The sequence below is a fragment of the Nocardia vaccinii NBRC 15922 genome (assembly GCF_001613305.1).
Taxonomy (GTDB): domain Bacteria; phylum Actinomycetota; class Actinomycetes; order Mycobacteriales; family Mycobacteriaceae; genus Nocardia; species Nocardia vaccinii.
This window is the reverse complement of sequence record NZ_BDCC01000012.1, coordinates 437,322-457,764: the sequence shown is the minus strand read 5'-3', so window position 1 is coordinate 457,764 and position 20,443 is coordinate 437,322. Positions and strand designations below refer to the sequence as shown.

Sequence of the window (20,443 nt, the reverse complement as noted above, 5' to 3'; positions counted from 1 at the left end):
GCTCGATCACACTCACGATCATCCCTCATACTCGAGCGGCACCGTGACCGGCACCGCTGGCTGCCGACCCTCGACGCAGGTCTGGCGATCATCTAGCACACATATGACCCGCTCCGCACCTCCGCATGAGATCCGTGTGAACACGGTGCGGCCAACCGATGTCACGCAGTAGTGCCGTGGTGGCCGGGCCGAGGCCGCGCGTCACCGCGGCCCGCAGATCCGCGGGAGTGTCGACGTCCAAGCGCAGGCCGGGCCAGTCGCCGTCGAGGTCCTTTGCGCCCGAGTCGGCATGGCGGCGAGCCGAATCCGGGCCGAACAGCGGTGTCAGCGGTGCGGTTCCGTCGCGCACCAGCAGAGCGGCGGTGCCCTGCCCGGTGTGATCGGCGACCAGGGCGCGTCCGGTCGCGGGGGCCACGGCCAGCATATCGGCCAACTCGCCCGGACGCAGCGCGGGCAGATCCGCTTGCAACGCAAGCAGTTCCACCGCACCGTGCTGACCCCGCACCGCCTCGGCCGCGTCGGCGAGCGCGGCATTGAGCCCATCGGTGGCCGCTCCCGGATCGGGGTGCACCGCCGCGCCCAGGGCGCGCACCGCCGCGGCCACACCGGAATCCGGCGTGACGACGGTGACCGAGCCGATACCCGCGGCGAGGGCGGCGCGCACGGTGTCCGACAGCATGGCCAGCACCAGGCGCGACCGATCGGCGGGCGGCAACTCCTCGGCGAGTCGGCTCTTGGCGCGCTCGAGGTTCTTCACCGCGATCACGGCGTGGACGGCATCCGGACGCATGCGCCCATCGTTGCATGTCCGGCACTGTGGTGGGGGTCATGACCACCGGTCTTACGACGCGAATGCGGGAACGAGTGGCAGTATCGGTGTGGTGACTAGGGCGGCAGTGATGGGTGCGGGATCGTGGGGCACCGCATTCGCGAAGGTGTTGAACGATGCGGGCACCGAGGTGACGATGTGGGCCCGGCGGCCCGAGGTCGCCCGCACACTGGCCACCGAGCATCGCAATCCGGACTATCTGCCGGATGTGCGCCTGTACGGGGTGCAGGCCACCGACGACTATCGCGCCGCACTCGACGGTGCGCAGCTCGTCGTCCTGGCCGTCCCGTCCCAGTCGCTGCGCGGCAATCTGGCGAACTGGCGGCCGGCGATCGGAGCCGATGCCACGCTGCTGAGTCTGGCCAAGGGCATCGAGACCGGCACGCTGCTGCGGATGAGCGAGGTGATCGGGGAGGTCACCGGTGCGGACCCCGGCCGGATCGCGGTGCTGTCCGGGCCGAATCTGGCGCGGGAGATCGCCGCCGAACAGCCCGCCGCGTCGGTGGTGGCCTGCGGTGACGAGGCACGCGCACAGGCCGTGCAGCATTCGTGCGCGACCGGGTACTTCCGGCCCTACACCAACACCGACGTGATCGGCTGCGAGATCGGCGGCGCCTGCAAGAACGTCATCGCGCTGGCCTGCGGTATCGCCTCGGGAATGGGGCTGGGCGACAACACCGTCGCGAGCCTGATCACCCGGGGGCTGGCCGAGATCATCCGGTTGGGGGTCGCGCTGGGAGCGAATCCGGTGACCCTGGCGGGACTGGCCGGAGTCGGCGATCTGGTTGCCACCTGCACCTCACCGCTCTCGCGCAATCGGTCGTTCGGGCATGTGCTGGGCACGGGCGGGTCCATGGAGGTCGCGCAGCAGGCCACCCACGGTCAGGTGGCCGAGGGCGTCAAATCGTGCACCTCGATCCGGGCGCTGGCCGAACGGCACGGGGTGGAGATGCCGTTGACGACCTCGGTGCATCAGGTCTGCTACGAGGGATTGTCGGTCGCCGAGGCCGTCGGGCGGTTGCTCGGGCGGTCGATGAAGCCGGAGTGATTGAATTTCCGCTGTACGGGTACGGTTCCGGTCATGAGTGAGTCGATGGCGGCGGGCGCGGGGCCCTCCGTGGGTACGCAAGCTGCCTCCTCCGGGCCCGAGCGTGCCCACGGCGGCCGGATTCGGGTCGGAGTCGTCTTCGGCGGCCGCAGCAACGAGCACGCGGTGTCCTGCGTATCGGCGGGTTTCGTACTGCGCAACCTGGACCCCGAACGGTACGAGGCCGTGCCGATCGGGATCACCAGCGACGGGACCTGGGTGCTGAGTGGCTCCGAGGCCGGAACGCTCGCCATCGCCGATCGCACGCTGCCCTCGGTCGACCGATCCGGCACCGAACTCGTGCTGGCGGCCGATCCGACCCGCGGCGGCAGTCTGCTGCCGCTCGACGGTTCCGCGATCGGGACCGGTGCGCTCGAGGTGGTCTTCCCGGTACTGCACGGCGCATTCGGTGAGGACGGCACGGTGCAGGGTCTGCTGGAGATGGCGGGCCTGCCCTACGTGGGGCCCGGCGTGCTGGCCAGTGCCACCGGAATGGACAAGGAGTTCATGAAGAAACTCTTTGCCGCCGACGGCATTCCGGTCGGCGACCATGTGGTGCTGCGACCCGGTACGGCCACGGTGAGCGAGGCCGACCGCGAGCGCCTGGGGCTTCCGGTGTTCGTCAAGCCCGCTCGCGGCGGATCATCCATCGGCATAACGAAGGTGGACAGCTGGAATCGGCTGGACGAGGCGATCGCCGTTGCGCGCCTGCACGATCCGAAGGTGGTCGTCGAGGCGGCCATCGTCGGACGCGAAATCGAATGCGGCGTACTGGAGTTCCCGGACGGACGGGTCGAAGCCAGTGTGCCCGCCGAGATTCGGATGCCGGAGCTGAGCTCGCAAGCGCCGGACTTCTACGACTTCGACACCAAATATCTCGACGACGTGTGCGAGTTCGACATCCCGGCGAAGCTGAACGACGATGTGGCCCAGCAGATCCGGGAGCTCGCGGTGCGGGCGTTCCGCGCGCTGGACTGCCAGGGGCTGGCCCGCGTCGACTTCTTCATCACCGAGCAGGGTCCGGTGATCAACGAGATCAACACCATGCCCGGTATGACCGCCATCTCGATGTACCCACGGATGTGGGCGGCGACGGGTATCGATAACGGCGCCCTGATCAGCACGTTGATCGATACCGCGCTCGCCCGCGGCACCGGCCTGCGCTGATTTCCCGAACCGGGACGAGTCGACTCGCCCGGCTCAGGCGTGCCGTTCGGTCCAGGTGCCTGCCCGGTGACGCCGGGCCGAATACGGCGCATGCGGGCCATGACCGACCTGTGCGGTGCGCCGACGTGTGGCGTAGTCGGGTCAGGGCCGGGACTGCCCCGGCGACCTGGTCGTGGCGTGGCATCCCGAGTTCGAGCGGGAACCGAGTCGCCCATATTCGCACCGATTGCCGGTATCCTCGGGCTGGTGCTGTTCGCGATGACGATTCCGGGTCTGGTCGTCCTGATCACGGTCGTCGCCTGCGGTGATGTCTTGTACCGAAGGCTGACCGGGCGAACCGCGCTGCCGTGGATGCGCGGATCGGGCGGTCCGGGCGCCGCCGCCATCGGGCTGGAGGGACTCGACGCGGTGTTCGGTGCGGGCAAACAAATCGAATTCCAGCAGCGGCAAGTGGTACTCATGCACCGGGAGAATCCGGGCGATGGTGCGCCCGGCGGTCTCGGTGTCGATCTGAGCACCGGCCGGGTCACGTTCCGGCGACCCGGATGACAATCAGTTCGGGATCGGTGCGGGATCGATCGGACGAGCGGGAAGCACCTTGGCGACCACATTCGAAATGTCCTGCAGCGGAGTCGGTCCGGCCTTGTCGGGCATGGTGACGGCGATATAGGTGCCGCGGTCGACGACGTACCAGGTACCCGAGGTGATTCCGCTGGCCGGATCGCGCACCTCGAACCAGTTGACGCCGTTGATCACCTGCAACGCGGCGGATGCGACGAATTCCGCCGGGCGGTCCAGGCCGCAGCGCAGGACGACGGGGTCGCCGCCGTCGGGCAGCTGCCAGCCCACGGTCGCGGGCGGGGCGGGCTGGGCCAGCTCCACGCGGGTGTACCTGCCCACGCTCGACGGCAGCGCCGGTAGCAGAGTGGTGCACGCCTGACCGTTGGCCTGCGGTTGCGGGACCGAGCCCAGCGCGAGCGCCTCGCGCGTCGGGTGCTGCCGCGCGAACACCGCGATGGCCAGAACCACGACGATCAGCGCGACCGGCAGCGCGACGGCGGTCGCGATGAGCGCCGGCGACCGGCGGGTGTCCTCGGTCTCGACGCTGTAGCGGTCCGCGGTTCGGTCGGTCCCGGAATCGGACTGCGCGTTGTCGTCCGTGACGTCCGAGTCGCCGGCCTCCGGGGCGCGGCTGCCGGACGCGTCGGATTCACCGCTGGTCGAGGGCGTCGGTTCGGCCGGACGCGAGCGGTTCGCGTCCTGGGCGGACGGGGTATTCGCATCCTCGGACGCCGCCGCGTCCGGCCGTTCCGTTTCGCTGCTCATCCCGGAGCTCTTCTCCACTCGTCTCGGTACCGGATCCTGGCTGGTGGTCGTTGGTTTCGGGTCCGAGGGTAGCGTCGCGGGGGTCCGCTGCCCCCGGCGCGGTTCGCGAAAGGAGACGGCCATCACTGATACCAGCCCGCGGACGGTGCGTGAACTGGGCGAGTTCGGGCTCATCGCGCGGATGAACACCGGTCGCGCCCAGGTACCGGCCGTCCTGCTCGGGCCGGGCGACGATGCCGCGGTGCTCGCCGCGCCGGACGGGCGTTTCGTGGTCAGCACCGACATGTTGGTGCAGGACCGGCACTTCCGGTTGGACTGGTCGAGCCCGCGCGATATCGGGGCCAAGGCGATCGCGCAGAACGCCGCCGACGTGGTGGCGATGGGGGCCGCGCCGAGCGCCTTCGTGGCGTCCTTCGGCTGCCCGGCGGACACCTCGCTGACCTTCGTGGACGGATTCGTCGAGGGAATGTGGGCCGAGGCGGGCCGGGCGGGTGCCTCGATCGCCGGGGGCGACGTGGTGCGCGCGCCGCTGCTGATCGTCTCGGTGACCGCGTTCGGCGATCCGCGCCGCGCGCCGGTGCTGCTGTCCGGCGCGAAGCCCGGTGATGTGGTCGCGGTTGCCGGGCGGCTCGGTTGGTCGGCGGCCGGGCTGGCGGTGTTGAGCGCGGGCCTGGATCCGGGCCGGTTTCCCGGTGTGGTTGCCGCGCACCGGGTTCCGCGACCGCCGTATCGAGCGGTGCTGGACCTGGCGCAGGATGCGGCGATCACCTCGCTCACGGATGTCTCCGACGGGCTGCTCGCCGATATCGGGCATATCGCCGAATCCTCCTGCGTCGCCGTTGATCTCGACACCGCCGCGATCCGCGACGCGGAACTGGACCCGGTCGCCCGGGAACTCGGTGAGAATCCGCTGGACTGGATTCTCACCGGCGGCGAGGACCATGCTTTCGCGGCTACATTTGCTGCGGGACAGGCACTTCCGCAAGGATGGACCCGAGTCGGGCGGGTCATGGACGGCGCCGGAGTCACGGTCGACGGCGCACGCCGGTCCGGACCGGGCGGTTGGGAATCGTTCTCGGAAGGTAGGTGAGCTGTCGTGGTGAATCGGGCCACACTAAGTTTGTCCGACATGGGTGCGAAACCACTGTCGGAGATCATCGATACGGGCTGGGCCGAGGCCTTGGAGCCGGTGGCCGACCGCATTGCGGCCATGGGCGAATTCCTACGGGCGGAGAACAACGCCGGACGCGGTTACCTGCCGAAGGGCGAGAACGTGCTGCGCGCGTTCCAGCGCCCACTGGACAAGGTCCGGGTGCTGATCGTCGGCCAGGATCCCTATCCGACGCCGGGACATGCCATGGGCCTGAGCTTTTCGGTCGCGCCCGATGTTTCGCCGGTGCCGCGCAGTCTGGCGAACATCTTCTCCGAGTACTCCCGTGATCTGGGTTATCCGACGCCCTCCTGCGGTGATCTGTCGCCGTGGTCGGATCAGGGCGTACTGATGCTCAACAGGGTGCTCACCGTCTCGCCGGGGCAGCCCGCCTCACATCGCGGTAAGGGTTGGGAAGCGGTCACCGAGCAGGCAATTCGCGCGCTCGTCGCGCGTGAGCAGCCGCTGGTGGCGATTCTGTGGGGCCGGGACGCGTCCACCCTCAAGCCGATGCTCGGCTCGGGGCCGTCCATCGAATCGGCCCATCCCTCACCGTTGTCGGCCTCCCGGGGATTCTTCGGATCCCAGCCCTTCTCCCGAACAAACGAATTGCTCGGTACATTGGGGGCCGCCCCGGTCGACTGGCGTCTGCCGTGACCGGTGTTCGAACTCATCACAGTAGGAGCAGATGCATGCAGATCAAGTCCGTGCGCGGTGCCATCGTGACCGTCGCTGCCGGAGCGGCCATCATGGGGGCGCCGGTTGCGGCACAGGCCAAGACCATTCCGCTGGAGCAGGTGCCGGCAGCGCCCGCGAACACCGAACAGGCCGCGCCGGTGCTGGCCCTGTACGACCCGCAGACGGGTTCCGCCTCGCTGTCGTCGAATGTCAACGCGTTCGGCCTGTGCGCCGTCCAGAGCATCAGTGCCAACGTCCAGTGCCTGGGCGGCGGTAGGTAGTCCCTGCCGGTAGCGGTGCGGACCTGCCCTATCGGGCAGGTTCCGCATCGGCTGGGCGCAGCATCCGGACTTCGACAGTGGGGGAGAAGCGCTCGGCTCTTCGAGCGCTGTCGAGTTCGAAACCGTATTTGCGATAGAAGGCCTGGGCGCGCGGATTCTCCTGGAATACCCACAGGGAGGTATTCCGGCCGGTGTCCAGGACCTCGCACATCAGATCGTGCGCAAGTCCGGTGCCATACCACGCCGCCCGGACGTACATCGCGTTCAGTTCCCGCTCGGCCGGGGCCTCGTCGATCGCGCGGACGCCCGCGAAGCCGACGACCGTGTGGTCGACGAGGGCGACGAGTATCGAATCCGGGGCTCGCGTCGCCGCTCGGATGCGTTCCCACTGCTCGGCTCGGCGGGCGATGTCGAAGGCGTTCAGGACGTGGTCGGGGATCAGCCCCCGATAGGCCTCCCGCCAGCAGGCGATATGGCATTCGGCGAGGCCGAGGCAGTGTTCGGCGCGCAGCGGGATGATGTGCCAGGGGCGGTCGGATGTCATCTCGGCACCTTCATCTCGGCACCTTCATCTCGATACCTGTGGATAAACGACGAAACCCCGGATCACCCTCATCGGGTGCCGGGGCGTCGACGAACGGTTCGTGCAGCTCAGCCGCGAACGACCTTGCCCGCCTTCAGGCAGGAGGTGCAGACGTTCATCCGGCGGGTGTTGCCGGGCGCAACCTGCGCGCGAACGGTCTGGATGTTCGGGTTCCAGCGACGGTTGGTGCGCCGGTGCGAGTGCGAAACCGACTTACCGAAGCCGGGGCCCTTGGCGCAGACATCGCAGACGGCAGCCATAGTCGCGAGCTCCTTCATGTCATGTACGGACCGCTGCCGCATGAGACAGCCGATCCGGAAACGTATCGTCCAATGCCTGCCGACGAGAGCGTCGGCGACGCGACCGATCGACGGCCGCGTGAGGCAACCGTGCAAGAGTAGCCGTCGACGCCGAGCGATGTCCAATCGCCGTTCACGAATGAGTTGCGTCGTTCCGAGCCGGCGACGTGGCTCGGCGAACCCGGCCGACCGGATCGCCTTCGCCAGGGACCTGTCGCGCAGCCTGCCCGCGAGAGTAACGACCGACTACCGACACGCCGATCACGATCACCCGCCCCCGGAAATGCATCGTCACAAAACAACACAATTCGCCGACCTCTGGTTCTGACTCCAGTTACTCCGGGTCGTCTTGCTTGCGGCGGCGGCAGGGGGCTGCCGGCGTGACGATGCCATGTCGGTGCGGGCGATTACCCTTGCGGGGAGATCTGGGTGGTTGCCGAGGTCGCGGTCGCAGCTGGGAGCGGAAGGATGGTGACGGTGCCCGGGGTCCGGGAGGTGCTCGATGGGGCCGCGATGGTCGAGTGGGGACAGCTCTGCCTGGTGGGCCTGGAGCGTCACCGCGAGGAGATCAACGCGCTGAACGTCTTTCCGGTAGCCGACGCCGACACCGGAACCAACCTGCTCGCCACCGTGCGTGCCGCCGTCACCGCCGCCCAGGACGCGCTGGCCGCCGCCGCATCGCCACCCGGGGCCGATTTCGAGCAACCTGGTGATGATCTTGTGACCAGCGCCGACGCGGGTGCTGTGCTGGCCGCGATGGCGCGGGCGGGGACGGCCGGGGCGCGGGGGAATTCCGGGATCATCTTGTCGCAGGTGTTGCGGGGGCTTGCGGATGTGGTGCGTGACGGGCCGTTGACCGCGGGGAATCTGCGGGCGGCGCTGCGGCGGGCGGCGGTGCTGGTGCGAGCGGCGCTGAGTAATCCGGTCGAGGGGACCATGCTCAGCGTGCTGGAGGCGGCGGCGGATCGGGCGGCGGACTGTTCGGATACGGACTTGGCGGAGGTGGCTCGGGCGGCTGCCGATGGCGCGTGCAAGGCGTTGGGCGATACGCCCTCGCAGCTGGGGGTATTGCGGGCGGCGGGGGTGGTGGATGCCGGGGCGCGCGGGTTGCTGGTGGTGTTGGATGCGTTGGTGGCGGTGAGCGCCGGACAGGCTCCGGTGCGGCAGGAGTACCGGTCCAGTGGTGCGGTCGAATCCACAGTGCGGCAGGACGGGCGGTCGACCATTTCGGACGATATTCCCGGAACTGCAGTGCGACAGGAGTTTCGGCAGGACCTGACGCCCGATGTGTCCGAACCTCCAGTGCGGCACGAGCATCCGGTGTCCAGCGATCCGGCGACTCCGCAGTACGAGGTGATGTATCTGCTGTCCGGGACGACCGGGGCACGCATCGACGAACTGCGCGAACGCCTTGCGCTCCTGGGAGATTCGGTGGTCGTGGTGGGCGACGGCGTGGACGGCTGGTCGGCGCACGTGCACTGTGCGGATGCGGGCGCGGCCGTCGAGGCGGGGTTGGTTGCCGGCACGCTGAGCCGGATCCGCATCGAAGGTCTGACGGTGAATCCGCTGGCCGCCCAAGGTGCTACCGATCGCGGCATCCTCGCGGTCGCGGCGGGTGCGGGCGCGGCGCGGTTGTTCGAGGATTCCGGTGCGACGGTGCTGGACGGCGAGGTCACCGCGGAAACGCTGTTGGCCGCGATTCGGCGTATGCCGCAGCGCGAGGTGCTGGTCCTGCCCAACGGCGCGCTGGCCGCACACGAACTCGTCGCGGTCGGTATGGCCGCCCGCAGTGGGGCGGGGGCCGTCCCGCGGGAGGTGCTGATGTTGCCGAGCGGATCGATGGTGCAGGGCATGGCGGCGCTGGCCGTGCACGACGCCGGCCGGATCGCCGTGGACGACGCCTTCGCCATGTCCGAGGCGGCCGCGGGCACTCGCTGGGGTGCCCTGCGGGTCGCCCGCGAGCGGGCGCTGACCATTGTCGGAACGTGCGCCCGGGGTGACGGGCTGGGCCTGGTCGGCAACGATGTCGTCGTGATCGATGCAGACGCGCGCGCCGCGGCCCGCACCCTGCTGGACCGGATGCTCGGACTCGGCGGCGAGTTGGTAACCCTGCTGCTGGGCGCGGACGCGCCGGACGAGCTGGGCCGGCATCTGGCCGAACACATCACAGCGACATTTCCCGGGGTCGAGGTGGTCGCCTACGTCGGCGGTCAGCCCTTGGATCTGGTGCAGATCGGGGTGGAATAACCAATGGCGACACTACGCGACCGGCTCGATCACGTGCTCGGTGTGAAGGCGGCCGACTCCCTGGCCGACGCCTTCGATATGCAGACGGTCGAAGATCTGTTGCGGCACTACCCGCTGCGATACGCCACGCAGGGGCAGCCGCTGAGCGAGGAGGCTCCCGAGGAGGGCGCGCACCTGACTGTCGTCGGCGTGGTCACGAAAACCGAACTGCGGCCGATGAAGAACCGTCGCGGCCGGTTGCTGAAGGTCGAACTCGACGCCGGATCGGCGAAACCGGTGGAGATCACCTTCTTCAACGGCGACAAGGTGAGCTATCTCGTGAAACAGGGTGTACGGGCGATGATGTCGGGCACCGTGCACTGGTGGCGGCCGGACCGGTGGAATCTGTCCCACCCCTCCTATCTGATCCTGCCCGAGGCCGGGGAGTCGGTGGAGAATCTCACCGCGGTGCGCGGCAGCGGCGATCTGCGCGGTCTGGCGCAGAGCGCGAAAGGCGCCGAGGGCGTCGACGTGTCGTTCTTCGAGCGCGAGTACATCCCGGTCTATCCGGCGACGGCCAAGGTGCAGAGCTGGGATGTGCTCGCCTGTGTGCGGCAGGTGCTCGATCAGCTGGATCCGATCGATGATCCACTGCCGCAGGATCTTCGGGCCGAACGTGAGCTGCTCGCGGTGTCGGACGCGCTGCGCCTGGTGCACCTGCCCGAGCGCAAGTCCGATATCGAACAGGCCAGGGAGCGTTTGCGTTTCGACGAGGCGCTGGCCCTGCAACTGGTCCTGGCCGAACGCAGGCACGACGCCGCGGGGCGTACCGCCAAACCCTGCCCACCCCGGACCGGCGGAATCGCAACCGAATTCGACAAGCGCCTGCCGTTCGAACTCACCGCGGGCCAGAAACAGGTGATCGCGGAGATCTCCGGGGATCTGTCCAGTCCGCATCCGATGCACCGGTTGCTGCAGGGGGAGGTCGGCTCCGGCAAGACCATCGTCGCCCTGCACGCCATGCTCCAGGTGGTCGACGCCGGACAGCAGTGCGCCCTGCTCGCTCCCACCGAAGTGCTTGCCGCCCAGCACTATCGGTCGTTGCGCGGCATGCTCGGCGAACTCGGCACGGCAGGTGAGCTGGGCGCGGCCGACAACGCCACCAAGGTCGTGCTGATGACCGGCTCGATGTCCACCAGCGCGAAGAAGGCCGCGCTGCTGGACGCGGTGACCGGCGAGGCCGGGATCGTCATCGGCACGCATGCGCTGATCCAGGACAACGTCGAATTCCTCGACCTGGGCATGGTGATCGTCGACGAACAGCACCGGTTCGGCGTGGAGCAGCGGGACGCCCTGCGCGCCAAGGCGAAAGACGGCTTCAGCCCGCACCTGCTGGTGATGACCGCGACCCCGATTCCGCGCACCATCGCGATGACCACCCTGGGTGATCTGGAGACCTCGACGCTGACCGAGCTGCCGCGCGGACGCTCGCCGATCACCACCCGGGTGGTGCCCGCGAGAACGCATCCGACCTGGGTGGACCGGGCCTGGGAGCGTATTCGCGAGGAGGTCGGCCGAGGTCGTCAGGCGTATGTCGTGTGCTCGCGCATCGGCGAGGAGGAGGACAAGCCGAAGACCAAGGGGCGCAAGGCGAAACCGGAGGAGGAGAAGGAGGGGCCGACCACACATGCGGCCCGGGACGTCTACGAGACGCTCTCGGCCGGTGCGCTGGCCGGATTGCGGGTCGGGCTGCTGCACGGGCGTCTGCCGAGCGATGAGAAGGACGCGGTCATGCGCGCGTTCAACGACGGTGAGATCGATGTGCTGGTCTGCACCACCGTCGTCGAGGTCGGCGTGGACGTGCCGAATGCGACGGTCATGGTGATCGTGGACGCCGACCGCTTCGGCGTGAGCCAGCTGCATCAGCTGCGCGGTCGCGTCGGGCGCGGTGAACATCCCGGACTGTGCCTGCTGATCACCGAAACCTCCCCGATGGGCACGGCCATGGCCCGGCTCGAGGCGGTGGCGGGCACTCTGGACGGATTCGAATTGTCGGTGCTCGATCTTCGGCAGCGCCGGGAGGGCGATGTGCTGGGCTCGGCCCAGTCCGGCACGGCGCGGTCGCTGCGACTGCTGTCACTGCTCGACGATCTCGAGGTGATCACCGCCGCGCAGCAGCTCGCCCGTGAGATCGTCGAAGCGGATCCGGGGTTGGTTCGTCACCCCGGCCTGGCGACGATGATGCGCGCGGCGGTCGACGGTGAACGCCTGGAATACCTGGCCAAGTCGTAGGCGCACGGATCGGCATCACACGGCCGGGACCGCTCGGCGGTGGGCGACGGCCCCGACCGGCCGGACCGGCGAGGTATCGGGTGCTGCCGCGGCGACCTGCACCGGGTCGTGTACGCGTTGAACAGCGGTCGGCGGGTGCCGGAAACGGGGCTCGGCGGGGTGTGCCGGGTCGGGACGCAGTCGGGTGTGAGTGTCGGGTCGGGCGTCGGCGATAGCGGACGTGGGTTCAGCGTGCAGGTGTCGGCGGGTGTGGGCGTTGGGGCGGATGTCCGCGAGTGCGGGCGTTGGATGGAGCGTCGGTGGATACGGGCGCTGGATGGGAAGGACGGCGGAACCTGTGGTCGCGATCGATTTCGAGCGAGTGCGCAAAGAGGCCGTACCTCGGCTGTTCGCCCGGGTGCCGGTATGGCAGGGGGTCGGCGGGATTCCGCCGACGTTGCTCGTGCTGGCGGGCATCGTCAGTGTGCAGATGGGCGCTGCGCTGGCGACCGAGTTGTTCGCCGCGACGGGGCCCGCCGGCGCGGTGAGTCTGCGACTGTTCTTCGCCGGTGTCGTCCTGTTGGTGTTCTGGCGTTCCTCGCTGCGGATCGAACGCCGGGCGTTGCCGGTCGTCCTCGGTTACGGCGCGGTGCTGGCGCTGATGAACCTGTCCTTCTACGAGGCGATCGATCGCATCCCGCTCGGCATGGCCGTCACAGTCGAATTTCTCGGCCCACTCGCGGTGGCCCTGGCCGGATCGCGGCGCTGGGTGGACCCGGTGTGGGCGGTGCTGGCCGGCGCCGGAGTGCTGTTGCTGACGCGCGCGGCGGGGCGGGTGCCCTGGACGGGTGTGCTCCTCGCATTGGGCGCCGCGACCTGCTGGGCCGGTTATATCCTGCTCGGTGCGAAACTCGGCGAGAAGACCAGCGGCGGTGGGGGATTGGCGTTGGCGATGGCCTTCGGCGGGGTCCTGATGGCGCCGGTCGGCGTCGCGGGCGCGGGGGCGTCGCTGTTGCATCCATCGGTGCTGGCGGCCGGTTTCGGGGTCGCGATGCTGTCCTCGGTGCTGCCGTATTCGGTGGAACTCGAGGCGTTGCGCCGGATTCCGCCGCGGGTGTTCGGCGTGCTGATGAGCCTGGAGCCCGCCGTGGCGGCGGTGGCCGGGCTGCTCGTGCTGGGCCAGCGGATGAACTTGCCCCAGTGGGCCGGGATCGCGTGCGTGGTCGCCGCGTCCGCCGGCGCCACCCGTACCGGCCGGGCCGAACCCTAGCGGACTGCCCGGTGGCCGTGGCCGGCATCGCCACCCGGCAACGAGCGCAACCGCCGAGTACCCCTAGCGCACCGCGCGGGGGTACGGCAGGTCGACCGATGTCGTCTCGGTGACGGCCAACGGCCGTCCGATCTGGGGGAACGCTCGCTGTGGGCAGGAGGATCGCTCGCAGACCTTGCAGCCCGCGCCGATCGGGACCGCGGCGGACGGGTCGTCCAACTGCAGGCCGCTGGAGTACACCAAGCGGTCGGCGTATTCGATATCGCACCCCAGACCGATCGCGAATTCCTTTGTGGCCGAGCTGAATCCGCGCGTCGCCGGATTGGTGGTGCGGGCCACCCACAGGTAGCGGCGTCCGTCCGGCATGGCGGCGACCTGGGTGAGTACCCGGCCGGGATTCGCGAACGCCTCGTGTACCACCCACAGTGGGCAGCTGCCGCCGACGCGGGAGAAGTGGAACGCGGTCGCGGACTGGCGTTTGGAGATGTTCCCGGCGCGGTCGGTGCGTACGAAGAAGAACGGCACCCCGCGTTGGCCCTGCCGCTGCAGCGTGCTCAGCCGATGACAGACGGTTTCGAAGCCCACTTCGAAGCGCAGTCCGAGGAGATCGATGTCATAGCGCAACTCCTCGGCCGAGCGCAGAAATTTCCCGTACGGCAGTACCACCGCGCCGGCGAAGTAGTTGGCCAGGCCGACCCGGGCCAGTGCGCGGGACTCGCCGGTCAGCGACGGCGTTCCGGCGATGACCTCGTCCAATAGCGGCCCGTACAGCAGAAAGGCCAAGGTGGTGGCGATCTGGAAGGCGCGCTGCCCCGGTCGCAGCCGTCGCGCCAGGGTGAGGGTGCGGGTTTCCGGATCGTAATGCCGTTTGGGGATGGCCGGATCGGCTCCGTCGCCGCGCACCAGCACGGTCACTCGGGCGCGTTCCTCCGCGACCCGGGCCAGCTGGCGGTCCAGCGACCCGATCGTCAGGCCGGATTCCTCGAACAGCTGCTCGGCGGCCAGATCGAGCTGGGCGATGTGATTGTGATGGTCGTAGAAGAAATCGCGCACGTCTTCGTACGGCATCGGCACGCCGGGCGCACCGGTCGGCGTGGCGACCTTGGAGGAGAGCAGATCCAGCTGGTCGGTGGCCGCGCGCAGGCGGCGATGCATGGCGACGATGGTTTTGGCGACCTCTGGAAGGCGGGTGGCCAGATCCTCGACCTCGGCGGCGGGCGGTGCGGTGCCGCCCGCCGCCTCGACCAGGACCTCGTGCAGATCCGAGACCAGACGGGCGTCGGAGTCCGCGGCGAAGAACTGCACATCGAGATCGAATGTCGAATTCAGTTTCAGCAGAACGGGAATGGTGAGTGGCCGCTGATCGCGCTCGAGCTGATTGAGATAGCTGGGCGAGAGCTCGAGGGACTTTGCCAGGGCGGCCTGCGTCATCCGCCGTTCCTCGCGCAATCGCCGTAGTCGGGCACCCGCATACATCTTGCGCACCTGCAAGATGCTACCTACGGATATTCGCAATCATTGCAATATCTTCGGCCATGTCTGCGGACGATCTGCCGGGCCCGCCATTTCTATCGATATTACTGATGCGTAGTGTGCGAATCCCCGATGGTCGAGCCGGGTGGGAAGGCAATCGCCCGTCGGCACGCGGCTCGGTGCGGCGGAACCGTTCTCGAAGGTAACCGATGGTGAGCCGTGCGGCCGGCAGCTCGCATTCGGTGGTGACCGATCCGATCGCGTGGTTCGAATGTGTCCGACCGATGACGCCGGTGTCCGCATTCGGTCGATGCACAGTGAGATGTCGTGGCGATGTCGTGCCGCGCACCGCCCGGACCGGCCCGGGGTGAGTGTTCGGTCGAACCCGTTACAGTTTGCGCAGGCCTGTATCCGGGCAGGTACCTTTAGCGGATGTTCTCCAAAGTGCTCGTCGCCAACCGCGGGGAAATCGCCATTCGGGCGTTCCGCGCCGCCTACGAACTCGGAGTCGGAACCGTCGCGGTGTTCCCCTACGAGGACCGCAACTCGGTGCACCGGCTCAAGGCCGACGAGGCTTATCAGATCGGCGTGCCCGGCCATCCGGTCCGGGCCTACCTGTCGATCCCGGAAATCATCTCCGCCGCCAAGACCGCCGGGGTCGATGCGATCTATCCCGGTTACGGATTTCTGTCGGAGAATCCCGATCTTGCCGCGGCCTGCGCCAGTGAGGGCATCACCTTCATCGGTCCCTCGTCCGATGTGCTCGAATTGACCGGTAACAAGGCCCGCGCGATCGCGGCCGCGCGGGCGGCGGGCCTGCCGGTGCTGGCCTCGAGTGAACCGTCGGCCGATGTTTCCGAACTGCTGGCCGCCGCGGAATCGATGGAATTCCCGGTCTTCGTCAAGGCCGTCGCGGGTGGTGGCGGACGCGGTATGCGGCGCGTGGCGCAGCGGGCCCAATTGCGCGAATCCATCGAGGCCGCGATGCGCGAGGCCGAATCGGCCTTCGGCGATGCCACGGTCTTCCTCGAGCAGGCGGTGATCAATCCGCGCCATATCGAGGTGCAGATCCTGGCCGATGGCCACGGCAATGTGATCCACCTGTACGAGCGCGATTGTTCGCTACAGCGGCGGCACCAGAAGGTGATCGAACTCGCGCCCGCGCCGAATCTGGATCCCGCACTGCGCGAGCGTATTTGCGCCGACGCGGTGGCCTTCGCCCGGGAGATCGGATACAGCTGCGCGGGCACCGTGGAGTTCCTGCTGGACGAGCGCGGCAACCACGTGTTCATCGAGATGAATCCCCGTATCCAGGTGGAACATACGGTGACCGAGGAGATCACCGACGTCGATCTGGTCCAGTCGCAGCTGCGCATCGCGGCGGGGGAAACGCTGGAATCGCTGGGGCTGAGCCAGGATTCGATCAGCATTCACGGCGCGGCGTTGCAGTGCCGGATCACGACCGAGGATCCGGCCAACGGATTCCGGCCCGATACCGGGCGGATCACCGCGTACCGCAGTCCCGGCGGCAGCGGGATCCGACTGGATGGCGGAGCCAATCTGGGCGCCGAGGTCGCCGCGCATTTCGACTCGATGCTGGTCAAACTCACGTGTCGCGGAAGGGATTTCGCCACGGCCGTGGCGCGGGCGCGGCGAGCGGTCGCCGAATTCCGGATTCGCGGCGTGTCCACGAATATCCCTTTCCTGCAAGCGGTGCTGGACGATCCGGATTTCCGGGCCGGACGGATCACCACGTCGTTCATCGATGAGCGGCCGCATTTGCTGACCCAGCGCGGTTCCGCGGACCGCGGTACCAGGATCCTGAACTATCTGGCCGATATCACCGTCAACAAACCGCACGGTGAGCGGCCCACGGCGGTCTACCCGCAGGACAAACTGCCCGCGCTGGATCTGACCGTGCCGCCGCCGGACGGCTCGCGTCAGCGGCTGTTGCGGTTGGGCCCGGAGGGTTTCGCGCAGGCGCTGCGGCAGCAGAGCGCGATCGCGGTGACCGACACCACCTTCCGCGACGCGCATCAGTCGCTGCTGGCCACCCGGGTACGCACCAACAGCCTGTTGCAGGTCGCTGGGCACGTGGCGCGGATGACGCCGGAGTTGTTGTCGATCGAATGTTGGGGCGGGGCAACGTACGACGTGGCGTTGCGATTCCTGCACGAGGATCCGTGGGAGCGTCTGGCGGCGTTGCGGGAGGCGATCCCGAACATCAACCTGCAGATGCTGCTGCGCGGGCGCAATACGGTGGGGTACACGCCGTATCCGGAAAAGGTCACGCGCGCATTCGTTCAGGAAGCGACCGGCAGCGGTATTGATATCTTCCGGATCTTCGACGCGTTGAACAACGTCGATCAGATGCGTCCGGCGATCGATGCGGTGCGCGAGACCGGGACCACGATCGCGGAAGTCGCGCTGTCCTATACCGGTGACCTGTCGAATCCGGACGAGAATCTCTACACCCTGGACTATTACCTGAAGCTGGCCGAGCAGATCGTCGAGGCCGGCGCGCACGTCATCGCGATCAAGGATATGGCCGGGCTGCTGCGCGCGCCCGCGGCGCACACCCTGGTCACCGCGCTGCGCAGTAATTTCGATCTGCCGGTGCACGTGCACACGCACGACACCCCGGGCGGTCAGCTCGCGACATATCTGGCCGCATGGCAGGCCGGGGCCGACGCGGTGGACGGTGCCAGCGCGCCCCTGGCCGGCACCACCTCTCAGCCCGCGTTGTCGGCAATCGTTGCCGCGGCGGCTAATTCGCCGTACGACAGTGGAATCAACCTGCAGAACGTCTGTGATCTGGAGCCGTACTGGGAGGCGTTGCGAAAAGGCTACGCGCCCTTCGAATCCGGGCTGCCGAGTCCCACCGGGCGCGTCTACGAGCACGAGATCCCGGGCGGTCAGCTGTCGAATCTGCGGCAGCAGGCCATCGCCCTGGGCCTGGGCGATCGGTTCGAGGAGGTGGAGGCGAAATACGCCGCGGCGGACCGGCTCCTGGGTCGTCTGGTGAAGGTGACCCCGTCCTCGAAGGTGGTCGGCGATCTGGCGCTGTCGCTGGTCGGGTCCGGAGTGACGGTGGACGATTTCGCCACCGATCCCGGCCGCTACGACATTCCCGATTCGGTGATCGGATTCCTGCGTGGGGAACTCGGTACGCCCGCGGGCGGATGGCCCGAGCCGTTCCGGAGCCGGGCGCTGGCCGGGCGCGGTCCGGCCAAACCCGAGACCGAGCTCACCGCGGAGGACGAGACCGGGTTGAACGGCGATTCGGCGCAGCGCCGAGAGACGTTGAACCGCTTGCTGTTCCCCGGCCCCACCACCGAATTCCTGGCGCACCGGGAGAAATTCGGCGATACCTCCGGACTGTCCACGAACCAGTACTTCTACGGTCTGCGGCACGGCGAGGAGCATCGGGTCCAGCTGGAGAAGGGGGTGACGCTGCTCATCGGCCTCGAGGCGATCTCCGAACCCGACGAACGCGGTATGCGCACGGTGATGTGCATTCTCAACGGCCAGCTGCGGCCGGTCATGGTGCGCGACCGTTCGATCGCCAGCGAGATTCCGGCCGCGGAGAAGGCCGACAAATCCGATCCCGGCCATATCGCCGCACCCTTCGCCGGCGTGGTCACCCTGGTCGTGACCGAGGGCGACCGCATCGCCGCGGGCGACACCATCGGCACCATCGAGGCGATGAAGATGGAGGCCGCCATCACCGCGCCCCGCGCGGGCACCGTCGCTCGCGTCGCCATCGGCCGGGTGCAGCAGGTGGAGGGCGGCGACCTGCTGGTGGACGTCCGCCCGGACGAGACCGCCGCCGAGTGAGCGGGCGTCGGCGGACATCCGGGGACCGCCGGTGAGGTCGTTCACCGGCGGTGACTCGCGAGATCTCTTGGGCGGGAGCGTATCCCGATGACACGGATCGTTGCCGGAGTCGCGGGCGGGCGGCGGTTGCGGGTGCCGCCCGCCGGGACCCGGCCGACCTCGGACCGGGTGCGTGAGGCGCTGTTCAGCATGTTGTGTGCGCGAATGGATTTCGACGGCATTCGGGTGCTCGACCTGTATGCGGGCTCGGGGGCGCTCGGCCTGGAGGCGTTGTCCCGCGGCGCATCCCACGCGCTGCTGGTCGAATCCGATCGCAAGGCGGCGGCGGTGGTCCGCGGCAATATCGCCGATCTGGGTCTGCCCGGCGGTGAATTACGTATCGGCACAGTATCTTCCGTACTGGCCACCGCCCCGCCCGAACCGTACGACCTGGTGCTGTCCGACCCGCCCTACGCCCTGGACAGCGCCGCGATCACCGCCGATCTGGCCGCTCTCGCCACCAACGGCTGGTTGTATCCGGACGCCCTCGTCGTCATCGAACGCGCCACCCGTTCCCCCGAAACCTCGTGGCCCACAGGGTTTTCCGCACATCGGGAACGCCGCTACGGCGAGACCCGCATCGAATCCGCCGACTACGAACCCTGAGCAGTCTCGGGCCGGCTCCGCCCGTCCCACGCTCCAGCCAGCGTTGCGATCACCGTCTGGCCGTTCTCGCCGCCGACACCCGGCGGTGTCCCGACGCCCTCGTCGTCGGACATATCACCCATCCTCGCCACACTGCCTCGCCCACCGACTTTTCCGCGTATCGCGGCCGCCGCTACGGTGAGACTCGTTCGGCGCGGCCACGGCATTCCGCGACACAGGCCCCGGTACGCACGGTGAATGTGCAGGTGCCGTCGACGTCGGCTATGGCGGCGGTGTCTACCCGGCCGGTGTGGAATCGACAGGCGGTGTCTGCGACATGAGTGGTCAGGGCGGTGATGAGCCGGTGCGTGGCCTTCAGAGCAGAGATTCGGCGGCGGCGTCGGCTATGGCGGTGGCGACCCAGGTGAGGGCGGGCGAGTCGAGTCGCCATTGCTGCCAATACAGGGCGACGTCGATGTGCAGCGATTCGTCTATGGTGACCAGCGACTTCGCATAGCCGTGCAGGTCGATCTGGAGGTCGGGCAGCAGGCCCCAGCCCAGGCCGAGGCGGACGGCCTCGGCGTAGCTGGAGGTGGCGGGGATGTAGTGCCGGGGCGGGTCGACCGGACGCCGGGTGCGGCGGCGCATGAGCCGGTCCTGGAGGTCGTCCTTGTCATCGAACATGATCACCGGGGCCAGCGCGACGGCGCGTGCGGTCGCGCCTTCGGGGAACCAGGTCCGGGCGAACTCCGGAGTAGCCATGGGGCGGTAGCGCATCGAACCCAGGCGGCGCACCCGGCAGCCCTGCACCGGCTGGGCGGTGGCGGTGATCGCGGCCATGACGGTGCCGTTGCGCAGCAGGCGCGTGGTGTGTTCCTCGTCCTCGCGGTGGATTTCGAAGCAGACCCCGGCAGGCGCGCCGGACAGCGCGGGCATCACCCAGGTCTCGAGCGAATCGGCGTTGACCGCGATCGGCAGCCGGACGCGCCGGTCCGCCTCGGGGCCCGCCTCGCCGTATTCGCTTGCGGCGGCGCCGAGTTCGCGGGCGGTATCGCCGGTCAGCAATTCGATCTGACGGGCCAGGCGGAGTACCGCGAGCCCGGATTCGGTGGGGCGCACGGGTTTCGTACGTTGCAGCAGGATGCGCCCGACCGCATGCTCGAGTGCCTTGATGCGCTGACTGACCGCCGACGGGGTGACCCGCAGCCGTCGCGCGGCCGCCTCGAAGGTGCCCTCGGCGACGGCCGCGTCCAAGGCCCGGAGCTGATCCAGCTGCAGATCCATATCAAGGAATTCTAATGATAGTTGAGAAACATTAGCTGGCCTGGCTGAAAGCCCGCAC

At 68.5% G+C, this 20,443-nt stretch carries 17 protein-coding genes; 11 read left to right on the top strand and 6 right to left on the bottom strand.

The window, feature by feature from the left end:
• Window positions 1–88: 88 nt before the first annotated feature.
• Window positions 89–790 (bottom strand): 2-phospho-L-lactate guanylyltransferase, encoded by a 702-nt coding sequence (cofC, locus tag NV1_RS10665; RefSeq protein WP_067888533.1) that lies wholly within the window; start codon window positions 788–790, stop codon window positions 89–91.
• Between the two features lie 91 nt (window positions 791–881).
• Between cofC and NV1_RS10660 the strand changes: the two genes are divergently transcribed.
• The 3 genes from NV1_RS10660 (at window position 882) to NV1_RS10650 (ending at window position 3,632) form a co-directional block, all read left to right on the top strand.
• Complete coding sequence (locus tag NV1_RS10660) at window positions 882–1,877, top strand: NAD(P)H-dependent glycerol-3-phosphate dehydrogenase (protein WP_067889015.1); 996 nt, start codon at window positions 882–884, stop codon at window positions 1,875–1,877.
• 33 nt (window positions 1,878–1,910) lie between these two features.
• Entirely contained in the window at window positions 1,911–3,083 is a 1,173-nt protein-coding gene (locus NV1_RS10655) for a D-alanine--D-alanine ligase family protein (protein WP_169813312.1), read from the top strand.
• Window positions 3,084–3,329: 246 nt separating this feature from the next.
• Window positions 3,330–3,632 carry a DUF6191 domain-containing protein gene (locus tag NV1_RS10650; protein ID WP_084525242.1) on the top strand — a complete coding sequence of 101 codons (303 nt, stop codon included), beginning with the start codon at window positions 3,330–3,332 and terminating at the stop codon, window positions 3,630–3,632.
• A gap of 3 nt (window positions 3,633–3,635) precedes the next feature.
• Here the strand turns inward: NV1_RS10650 and NV1_RS10645 are convergent, their stop codons facing one another.
• Window positions 3,636–4,409, bottom strand: coding sequence for a DUF3515 domain-containing protein (locus NV1_RS10645; RefSeq protein WP_067888528.1), 774 nt, complete (start codon window positions 4,407–4,409; stop codon window positions 3,636–3,638).
• Window positions 4,410–4,530: 121 nt separating this feature from the next.
• Between NV1_RS10645 and NV1_RS10640 the strand changes: the two genes are divergently transcribed.
• From NV1_RS10640 to NV1_RS10630, 3 genes are read left to right on the top strand one after another with little or no spacing between them, the layout of a single operon-like run.
• Window positions 4,531–5,499: a thiamine-phosphate kinase gene (locus tag NV1_RS10640; protein ID WP_084525265.1), complete on the top strand. Its 969-nt coding sequence runs from the start codon at window positions 4,531–4,533 to the stop codon at window positions 5,497–5,499.
• Between the two features lie 39 nt (window positions 5,500–5,538).
• Window positions 5,539–6,216 (top strand): uracil-DNA glycosylase, encoded by a 678-nt coding sequence (locus tag NV1_RS10635; RefSeq protein ID WP_067888524.1) that lies wholly within the window; start codon window positions 5,539–5,541, stop codon window positions 6,214–6,216.
• Window positions 6,217–6,251: 35 nt separating this feature from the next.
• The gene (locus NV1_RS10630; protein WP_067888521.1) at window positions 6,252–6,518 is read left to right on the top strand and encodes a hypothetical protein; all 267 of its coding nucleotides are present in this window, start codon (window positions 6,252–6,254) and stop codon (window positions 6,516–6,518) included.
• Window positions 6,519–6,546: 28 nt separating this feature from the next.
• On the opposite strand, the gene NV1_RS10625 is transcribed toward NV1_RS10630, so the two are convergent.
• Window positions 6,547–7,062, bottom strand: coding sequence for a GNAT family N-acetyltransferase (locus NV1_RS10625; RefSeq protein WP_067888518.1), 516 nt, complete (start codon window positions 7,060–7,062; stop codon window positions 6,547–6,549).
• A 107-nt stretch (window positions 7,063–7,169) separates the two neighbouring features.
• Window positions 7,170–7,361, bottom strand: coding sequence for a 50S ribosomal protein L28 (gene rpmB, locus NV1_RS10620; protein ID WP_011210730.1), 192 nt, complete (start codon window positions 7,359–7,361; stop codon window positions 7,170–7,172).
• Between the two features lie 507 nt (window positions 7,362–7,868).
• Between rpmB and fakA the strand changes: the two genes are divergently transcribed.
• The 3 genes from fakA (at window position 7,869) to NV1_RS10605 (ending at window position 13,167) form a co-directional block, all read left to right on the top strand.
• Window positions 7,869–9,647, top strand: coding sequence for a DAK2 domain-containing protein (gene fakA, locus NV1_RS10615; RefSeq protein ID WP_067888515.1), 1,779 nt, complete (start codon window positions 7,869–7,871; stop codon window positions 9,645–9,647).
• Window positions 9,648–9,650: 3 nt separating this feature from the next.
• On the top strand, window positions 9,651–11,918 hold the full coding sequence (gene recG, locus NV1_RS10610; protein WP_067888512.1) for an ATP-dependent DNA helicase RecG: 2,268 nt from the start codon (window positions 9,651–9,653) through the stop codon (window positions 11,916–11,918).
• Window positions 11,919–12,255: 337 nt separating this feature from the next.
• Entirely contained in the window at window positions 12,256–13,167 is a 912-nt protein-coding gene (locus tag NV1_RS10605) for an EamA family transporter (protein WP_245713642.1), read from the top strand.
• A gap of 63 nt (window positions 13,168–13,230) precedes the next feature.
• Here NV1_RS10605 and NV1_RS10600 read toward each other — a convergent pair whose 3' ends face one another.
• Window positions 13,231–14,652 (bottom strand): short-chain fatty acyl-CoA regulator family protein, encoded by a 1,422-nt coding sequence (locus NV1_RS10600; RefSeq protein WP_174557425.1) that lies wholly within the window; start codon window positions 14,650–14,652, stop codon window positions 13,231–13,233.
• Window positions 14,653–15,072: 420 nt separating this feature from the next.
• On the opposite strand from NV1_RS10600, the gene NV1_RS10595 reads away from it, so the two are divergent.
• Both NV1_RS10595 and rsmD read left to right on the top strand, forming a co-directional pair.
• Window positions 15,073–18,477 (top strand): pyruvate carboxylase, encoded by a 3,405-nt coding sequence (locus tag NV1_RS10595; protein WP_067888509.1) that lies wholly within the window; start codon window positions 15,073–15,075, stop codon window positions 18,475–18,477.
• A gap of 87 nt (window positions 18,478–18,564) precedes the next feature.
• A complete protein-coding gene (gene rsmD, locus NV1_RS10590) occupies window positions 18,565–19,122 on the top strand; it encodes a 16S rRNA (guanine(966)-N(2))-methyltransferase RsmD (protein ID WP_067888506.1) in 558 nt (185 codons plus the stop codon).
• 354 nt (window positions 19,123–19,476) lie between these two features.
• Here rsmD and NV1_RS10585 read toward each other — a convergent pair whose 3' ends face one another.
• Window positions 19,477–20,385 carry a LysR family transcriptional regulator ArgP gene (locus NV1_RS10585; protein ID WP_067888503.1) on the bottom strand — a complete coding sequence of 303 codons (909 nt, stop codon included), beginning with the start codon at window positions 20,383–20,385 and terminating at the stop codon, window positions 19,477–19,479.
• Window positions 20,386–20,443 lie beyond the last annotated feature (58 nt).

Coding starts and splice junctions, on each gene's coding strand:
- cofC (WP_067888533.1), bottom strand. CDS start 790: ATGCGTCCGGATGCCGTCCACGCCGTGATCGCGGTGAAGAACCTCGAG.
- NV1_RS10655 (WP_169813312.1), top strand. CDS start 1,911: ATGAGTGAGTCGATGGCGGCGGGCGCGGGGCCCTCCGTGGGTACGCAA.
- NV1_RS10645 (WP_067888528.1), bottom strand. CDS start 4,409: ATGAGCAGCGAAACGGAACGGCCGGACGCGGCGGCGTCCGAGGATGCG.
- NV1_RS10635 (WP_067888524.1), top strand. CDS start 5,539: ATGGGTGCGAAACCACTGTCGGAGATCATCGATACGGGCTGGGCCGAG.
- NV1_RS10630 (WP_067888521.1), top strand. CDS start 6,252: ATGCAGATCAAGTCCGTGCGCGGTGCCATCGTGACCGTCGCTGCCGGA.
- NV1_RS10625 (WP_067888518.1), bottom strand. CDS start 7,062: ATGACATCCGACCGCCCCTGGCACATCATCCCGCTGCGCGCCGAACAC.
- rpmB (WP_011210730.1), bottom strand. CDS start 7,361: ATGGCTGCCGTCTGCGATGTCTGCGCCAAGGGCCCCGGCTTCGGTAAG.
- fakA (WP_067888515.1), top strand. CDS start 7,869: ATGGTGACGGTGCCCGGGGTCCGGGAGGTGCTCGATGGGGCCGCGATG.
- recG (WP_067888512.1), top strand. CDS start 9,651: ATGGCGACACTACGCGACCGGCTCGATCACGTGCTCGGTGTGAAGGCG.
- NV1_RS10595 (WP_067888509.1), top strand. CDS start 15,073: ATGTTCTCCAAAGTGCTCGTCGCCAACCGCGGGGAAATCGCCATTCGG.
- rsmD (WP_067888506.1), top strand. CDS start 18,565: ATGACACGGATCGTTGCCGGAGTCGCGGGCGGGCGGCGGTTGCGGGTG.
- NV1_RS10585 (WP_067888503.1), bottom strand. CDS start 20,385: ATGGATCTGCAGCTGGATCAGCTCCGGGCCTTGGACGCGGCCGTCGCC.